At 65.2% G+C, this 6279-nt stretch carries 6 protein-coding genes; 2 read left to right on the forward strand and 4 right to left on the reverse strand.

Going from position 1 to position 6279, the window contains the following annotated elements:
- Positions 1-3: 3 nt before the first annotated feature.
- The 3 genes from dacB to HS053_RS22195 all read right to left on the reverse strand — a co-directional run bounded on the left by dacB (position 4) and on the right by HS053_RS22195 (position 2820).
- The gene (gene dacB / locus HS053_RS18815) at positions 4-1494 is read right to left on the reverse strand and encodes a D-alanyl-D-alanine carboxypeptidase/D-alanyl-D-alanine endopeptidase (RefSeq protein WP_347233356.1); all 1491 of its coding nucleotides are present in this window, start codon (positions 1492-1494) and stop codon (positions 4-6) included.
- Positions 1495-1567: 73 nt separating this feature from the next.
- Entirely contained in the window at positions 1568-2191 is a 624-nt protein-coding gene (locus HS053_RS18820) for a nicotinate-nucleotide adenylyltransferase (protein ID WP_174212788.1), read from the reverse strand.
- Positions 2188-2820 (reverse strand): HNH endonuclease, encoded by a 633-nt coding sequence (locus HS053_RS22195; protein ID WP_206677633.1) that lies wholly within the window; start codon positions 2818-2820, stop codon positions 2188-2190. Before HS053_RS22195 ends, HS053_RS18820 begins: the two co-directional genes overlap by 4 nt.
- A 163-nt stretch (positions 2821-2983) precedes the next feature.
- On the opposite strand from HS053_RS22195, the gene HS053_RS18830 reads away from it, so the two are divergent.
- Both HS053_RS18830 and ettA read left to right on the forward strand, forming a co-directional pair.
- Positions 2984-3856 carry a bifunctional helix-turn-helix transcriptional regulator/GNAT family N-acetyltransferase gene (locus HS053_RS18830; protein ID WP_241699936.1) on the forward strand — a complete coding sequence of 291 codons (873 nt, stop codon included), beginning with the start codon at positions 2984-2986 and terminating at the stop codon, positions 3854-3856.
- A 61-nt stretch (positions 3857-3917) separates the two neighbouring features.
- On the forward strand, positions 3918-5573 hold the full coding sequence (ettA, locus tag HS053_RS18835; protein WP_174212790.1) for an energy-dependent translational throttle protein EttA: 1656 nt from the start codon (positions 3918-3920) through the stop codon (positions 5571-5573).
- 16 nt (positions 5574-5589) lie between these two features.
- Here the strand turns inward: ettA and HS053_RS18840 are convergent, their stop codons facing one another.
- A complete protein-coding gene (locus HS053_RS18840; protein ID WP_174212791.1) occupies positions 5590-6183 on the reverse strand; it encodes a hypothetical protein in 594 nt (197 codons plus the stop codon).
- Positions 6184-6279 lie beyond the last annotated feature (96 nt).

Raw genomic sequence — 6279 nt, forward strand, 5'->3', positions numbered from 1 at the left:
CCCTCAGACATAGCGTTCGCCCCAGCGGTGCAGAAGCTGGCCCTGCAACTTGCGTGCTCGTTTCAGCCATGCCTCACCGCCCGGCGGGCTTTCGCGGTCTTCCATCGGCAGGGCCGCCCGCCGGTCCGGGTCGGCTGACAGAATTGCAAAGGCAAGTTCGCGGCCCTTGGGCGGCTGGATGAACCCCGTAAGGGCCGAGACAAAGTTCAGCGTTCCGGTCTTGGCGCGCACCCTGACGGGGTGGTTTTCCACCGCGCGCCCCTCGCCGTCGCGCATTCCCATGTCGCGCAGGATGGCGGCAAGGTTGTGCCCCGAGGTGCGGGCCTGCCCCTGCCGCAGCGCCTCGGCCATGCCGCGCGCGGTGACGCGGGTTGCCGCCCCCAGCCCGGAGTGATCGACGAAATCGCCCGGATGGCCCAGATGCCGCGCCGCCCAATCGCTCATCGCGCGGCCCGAACCGCGCAGCGTGCCCGCGCCGGAGGCGGCAAGCCCCACCGCCTCGGCGGTGATGTTGGTGGACCAGCGCAGCATCCCGCGCAGCACGGCGTCCAGCGGCTCGCTTTCATGCCGGGCCAGTTCGCGGGCGGCCTCGGGCAGCGCGGTCAGCGGTTCCGCCCGGGGCAGGGCGATGCCCTGTGCGGCACAAAGGGCGCGGAATGCCTCGGCGACATAGGGCGCGGCGCGGCGCACCGGAAGCCAGCGGCTGCCTTCGGTGCCAAGGGCGGCCTGCGCCACGGTCCAATCCTCGGTCGTCTCGCGCAGGCGGTAGGTGAAGAGCGGCGTCTCACGCGGGGCAAGGTCCATGCGGGTCAGGTCGATCTTGGGCGCAAACCGCTCCCCCCTTGCATCCATCGAAATGGCCCAGCCGTCGCCCGCCTTCTTCCACTCGAAATAGACCCGGCCGAAATTCAGGATCAGGCCGGAAAGGCCGGGGTTATAGCCCACCTGCTCGGGCTGGTCGGCGGCGATGCGGGGCAGGTCGGGCAGCGCACCGCTATAGGCCCGATAACGCCCCGAAACCGACCGCACCCCGGCGGCCCGCAAGGCCGCCGCCATGTCGCCCAGATCGTCGGTGTCCAGCGTGGGGTCACCGCCGCCTGCAAGGATCAGATCGCCCGCGATCTGGCCGTTCACCAAGGGGCCGGTGGCCAGAACCCGCGTGACAAAGCGGTGGTCGGCCCCCAGCCGTTCCAGCGCGTATAGCGCGGTGATGGTCTTGGCCGTGCTGGCGGGCGGCAGCGGCAGGTCGGCGCCGTATTCTTCCAGCACCTTGCCAGTGCCGGCATCGGCCAGGATCAGCCCGGTTGCACCGCCCAGCTTTGCGTCGCGGATCAGGCGGGCGATGTCTTCGCCCGGAGCGGCGGTCGTGCCCGGTCGTGGGCGCGGAAAGGGCGTGGTCGCGGGCGCCTCGGCCCAGAGCGGTGCCGTGGCCCCGGCAAGGAATGCGCCGAACCCGCCCGCCATCAGGCCACGTCTTGTCAGTCTGTCGTTCACCCCGGGGCACCTCCGCCCCAATTGCCTAACGGCGCTGGGCGGGCGGATCAAGCGGCGGGGCGGGAACAATCTGTCACGGCTGCGTCAGCACCGCCGCCGGGCTTTTCCATTCGCCGCGCGCCCGGATTTCGCTGGACGAGGCGCCGTTCATCGGCAGATCGACGAAGAGCCAGCTTGGCGGCGGATCGAAGGCCAGCGCCTTGCCGCGCGAAACCCGGTGCGTGCCATAGGTCCGCGCCGCCACCGAAAGCCGGGCCGCCACGCCCGAACCGGGCCGCGCCAGAACCGCCACCGGCACGGCGTTCAGAACGTCGCGCCAGCGCGCCCATTTGTGGAACTGCACCAGATTGTCCGCCCCCATCAGCCAGACGAAGGTGACCCCCGGGTAAATCGCCCGCAGCCGCGCGATGGTATCGGCGGTCAGCCGGGTGCCAAGGCGGCTTTCCAGATCGGTGACCCTGATGCGCGGATGGTCTTTCAGCACCGCCCGCGCCCGCGCCATCCGGTCGGCCATCGGTGCCGGCTGGCGGGGTTTCAGCGGATTGCCCGGCGTGACCAGCCACCAGACCTGATCCAGCCCCAACCGCTTGAGCGCCTCGCGGCTGATATGGGCATGGCCTTCATGCGCAGGGTCGAACGACCCGCCCAAAAGGCCGATCACCATGCCCGGGCTGGCGGGGGGGAAGCCGGCTCTCATGTGTCAAGGCCCCCGGGGCCATGGTGACGCTGGCGGTGGCAGTTCGGGCAAAGCGCGATGACATTGGCCAGCGTATCAGGACCGCCGCGGCCAAGGGGCAGGATATGATGCACCTCCAGAAAAGGCCGGCCCTGCGGGGTCATGAAGGGGGCGGGGCGTCCGCAATCGCCGCAATGACCGGCGGCGCGCCACAGCGCCTGCTGGCGAACCCATGCGGCGCGGATATGCCGCAACACCTCGGCCCGCGTCGCGGCTGCGGGAGAGAGGGCGGGCGAGCGCGCTGCCTCCACCACCGCCTCGTCCCAGTCCACGGCACCTGCCTCGGGGTGGCCAAGGCCAAGGCCGATCCGGCGATGGCGCAGCGGTTGAAAGCTGATCAGGGCGATCTCGGGCAGATGGTGTTGCATGTGCAATTGCATCTGGCGGGAGTCCATCAGCCGCTCTGCCCCGCGCGTCACAGGAATGCCGGCCAGTTCCATGGCCAGCCCGACCACGGGCTTGAGATCCCAAGGTTCATTGTCGGCCGGGTCGATCACATAATGGCTGCGCGAAGGGCTGCGGAACGTGCCCGTTTCGCCCCGGCGAACCCGGGCCAGCGCGTCGAGAAAATGGGCGCGGGCAATCGGCATCGGCGGTCCTTGCTGCGGATGTGACTGTTTCGGGGCGGGTGCCGGGGCTGTCAAGAATATTTGATCTTTGCGCCCTGTGCTGGCGGCCGGGGTCAAGATGAAAGCTTGCGGTCTGACTTATTTCTGACAATAGTCAGATAATACCCCTGACCAGAGTCTGATGATGTCTGACCTTGCCCGCATCCGCCGGTTCAACCGCGCCGTCACCCGGGAGACCGGCGCGATGGAGGAATCCTTTCTGGGCCGGGGGCGGCCCTTGGGTGCGGCGCGGGTGTTGTGGGCGATTGCGGAGGGCGGGCGCGATGTGGCCGAAATCCGCGCCGAACTGGCGCTCGATTCCGGGCTGATGAGCCGCCTCTTGCGCGGGCTTGAGGCGGAGGGGCTGGCACTGGTCGAGGCGGATCCGGCAGACCGGCGACGGCGGCGGGCGGTTCTGACCCCGGCGGGGCGGGCCGAGAAGGCCGCCTATGACCGGCTGAACGATGCGATGGCGGCGCGGATGCTGGCGCGTGCGCCGCGCCACCATGCGGCCCTGCTGGCGGCAATGGATCTGGTGGCGGTGACGCTGAATTCGGATCGGATCGAGATTGCCGTGGCCGACCCCGAGGATGCGGCGGCGCGCGCCTGTCTTGCCGCCTATTTCCGGCTGTTGTCCGAGCGGGTGCCGGGGGTTTCCGCCGCCGTGGTGCCCGATCCCGACCCGGACGCCGGGTTGTTCCGCCCGCCCGCGGGTGTGTTCCTGCTGGCCTGGTGCGACCGGCTGCCGGTGGGCTGTGTCTCGCTCAAGCCGCTGGCGCCGGGGCTGGGTGAGGTGAAGCGGCTCTGGGTGGACCCGGCGGCGCGGGGCCTTGGCCTTGCCCGCCGCCTGATGCGCGCGGTCGAGGATCAGGCCCGCGCGCTGGGCTATCAGCGGCTCAACCTTGACACCAATGCGGCGCTGGGCGAGGCCATCGCGCTTTACCGCCGCGATGGCTGGACCGAGACCGCGCCCTATACCGGATTTCCCGCCACGCATTGGTTCACCAAGCCCCTCTGACCGTTGCAGCCAAGGCCCCTTGCCGCTACATGGGGGCCAACCAGCGATCAGGAGCAGCGAAATGGCGTCGTATCAGTATGTCTACCACATGGAAGGCGTGTCGAAGACCTATCCGGGCGGCAAGACCTGTTTCGAGAACATCCACCTGAACTTCCTGCCGGGGGTCAAGATCGGTGTGGTCGGCGTCAACGGTGCGGGTAAATCCACCCTGCTCAAGATCATGGCCGGCATCGACAAGGATTTCAAAGGCGAGGCTTGGGCCGCCAAAGGCGCCAAGGTCGGCTATCTCGCGCAAGAGCCCTATCTGGACCCGGCGCTGACGGTGAAGGAAAACGTCATGCTGGGCGTGGCCGAACAGCAGGCCGTGCTGGACCGCTACAACGAACTGGCGATGAACTACTCGGACGAGACCGCCGAGGAGATGGCCCAGCTTCAGGACCAGATCGACGCGCAGAACCTGTGGGAGCTTGAGGCAACCGTGGGCGTGGCGATGGACGCGCTGCGCTGCCCGCCCGACGATGCCAATGTCGAAAGCCTGTCGGGCGGTGAACGCCGCCGGGTCGCGCTGTGCAAGCTGCTCCTGGAAAAGCCCGACATGCTGCTCTTGGACGAACCGACCAACCACCTGGACGCCGAATCCATCGCCTGGCTGCAAAAGCACCTGATCGACTACAAGGGCACCATCCTGATCGTTACCCACGACCGCTATTTCCTGGATGACATCACGGGGTGGATTCTGGAACTCGACCGCGGCCGCGGCATTCCCTACGAGGGCAATTATTCGGCATGGCTGGACCAGAAGGCCAAGCGGATGGCGCAGGAAGCGCGCGAGGACAAGTCCAAGCAGAAGGCGCTTGAAAAGGAACTGGAGTGGATCCGCTCCGGTGCCAAGGCCCGGCAGGCCAAGGGCAAGGCCCGTCTGACCCGCTACAACGAAATGGCCAGCCAGACCGTCACCGAGCGCGCAACGCAGGCGCAGATCATCATTCCGAACGGTGAGCGTCTGGGCAACAAGGTGATCGAGGTGACCGGGCTGAAGAAGGCCATGGGCGACCGTTTGCTGATCGAAGACCTGTCCTTCACCATCCCGCCGGGGGCCATCGTCGGCGTGATCGGGCCGAACGGCGCGGGCAAATCGACGCTCTTCCGCATGATCACCGGGCAAGAGACGCCGGACGAGGGCACCATCACGCTGGGCGATACCGTGCAGCTTTCCTATGTCGATCAGTCGCGCGACGCGCTGGACCCCAACAAGAACGTCTGGGAGGAAATCTCGGGCGGGTCGGAAATCATCCAGCTTGGCGACATGCAGATGAACAGCCGGGTCTATACCGGCGCCTTCAACTTCAAGGGCACCGATCAGCAAAAGAAGGTCGGCCTCTTGTCGGGCGGCGAGCGCAACCGGGTCCACATGGCCAAACTGCTGCGCTCGGGCGGCAACGTGCTGCTGCTGGACGAACCGACCAACGATCTGGACGTGGAAACCCTGCAGGCGCTGGAATCGGCCATCGAAGATTTCGCCGGCTGCGCCATCATCATCAGCCACGACCGCTTCTTCCTCGACCGCCTCTGCACCCATATGCTGGCCTTCGAAGGCGACGCCCATGTGGAGTGGTTCGAGGGCAACTTTGAAGCCTATGAGGCGGACAAGGTGCGCCGGTTGGGGCCGGACAGCATTGAGCCGAAGCGGGTGAAGTATAAGCGGTTTAGTCGGTGAGGGGGCCCCTCACCGACTATTTTATCACTTTAAGGAAAGGTGGAAGGCGCTTGCCCGAATACGTTTGCGATGGCTCTTGCAGTAGAAAAAAAGTGCGCGCATCGTCGACGATCTTTCCTAGCTCATCTAAGATGTATTTTGCAAGCTCAATGGTTGATTGATGGTTTTCTGATAAAAATTTATTTGCCAAATCACCGGAAAAGAAGATGTCAATTTTTGCGACACTTTCGGGCAGATTAACATAGTATTTCAACTTTTCTCCGTTCGGTAAGGGGATGTCCCAACCTGAGCCGCCTAAATGATCGGCAAGGAAAAAATCTTCTGCCCCAGGCGGCTTCGTCAGGTCGATCGCTCTCCAGTCTTCGGGTGTAACAATTATGGTTGCGCTGACGGCGGTTTCAATCCGCCCCTGTTTTTCAAGGTTATTGCGCGCTTCCTTAAAGTATCTAAATACTCTGTCATTCTGCATCCTTTTCTGGTGCTGTTCATACCAGGTTTCAAAGCGCACATCTTTGCCTCTGATATTCTGTATAACCCATGTCACGCTTCGAGAGAATGTTAGAACGTTTCTTAGCCCGATATTTTTCTCGCTGCCGCGATTAGATTTCATCATATCTAGGGTCAGGACCGGCTCTGTTGCACAAATCCCGTGAGGGATTCATCTCGTGAATCCAGCGTGGTAGCCGGCGTGCATGAGCAGACCCAT

This window comes from Tabrizicola fusiformis (assembly GCF_013328815.1).
Taxonomy (GTDB): Bacteria; Pseudomonadota; Alphaproteobacteria; order Rhodobacterales; family Rhodobacteraceae; genus Fuscibacter.

Coding starts and splice junctions, on each gene's coding strand:
- HS053_RS18820 (WP_174212788.1), bottom strand. CDS start 2,191: ATGAGAGCCGGCTTCCCCCCCGCCAGCCCGGGCATGGTGATCGGCCTT.
- HS053_RS22195 (WP_206677633.1), bottom strand. CDS start 2,820: ATGCCGATTGCCCGCGCCCATTTTCTCGACGCGCTGGCCCGGGTTCGC.
- HS053_RS18830 (WP_241699936.1), top strand. CDS start 2,984: ATGTCTGACCTTGCCCGCATCCGCCGGTTCAACCGCGCCGTCACCCGG.
- ettA (WP_174212790.1), top strand. CDS start 3,918: ATGGCGTCGTATCAGTATGTCTACCACATGGAAGGCGTGTCGAAGACC.
- HS053_RS18840 (WP_174212791.1), bottom strand. CDS start 6,183: ATGAAATCTAATCGCGGCAGCGAGAAAAATATCGGGCTAAGAAACGTT.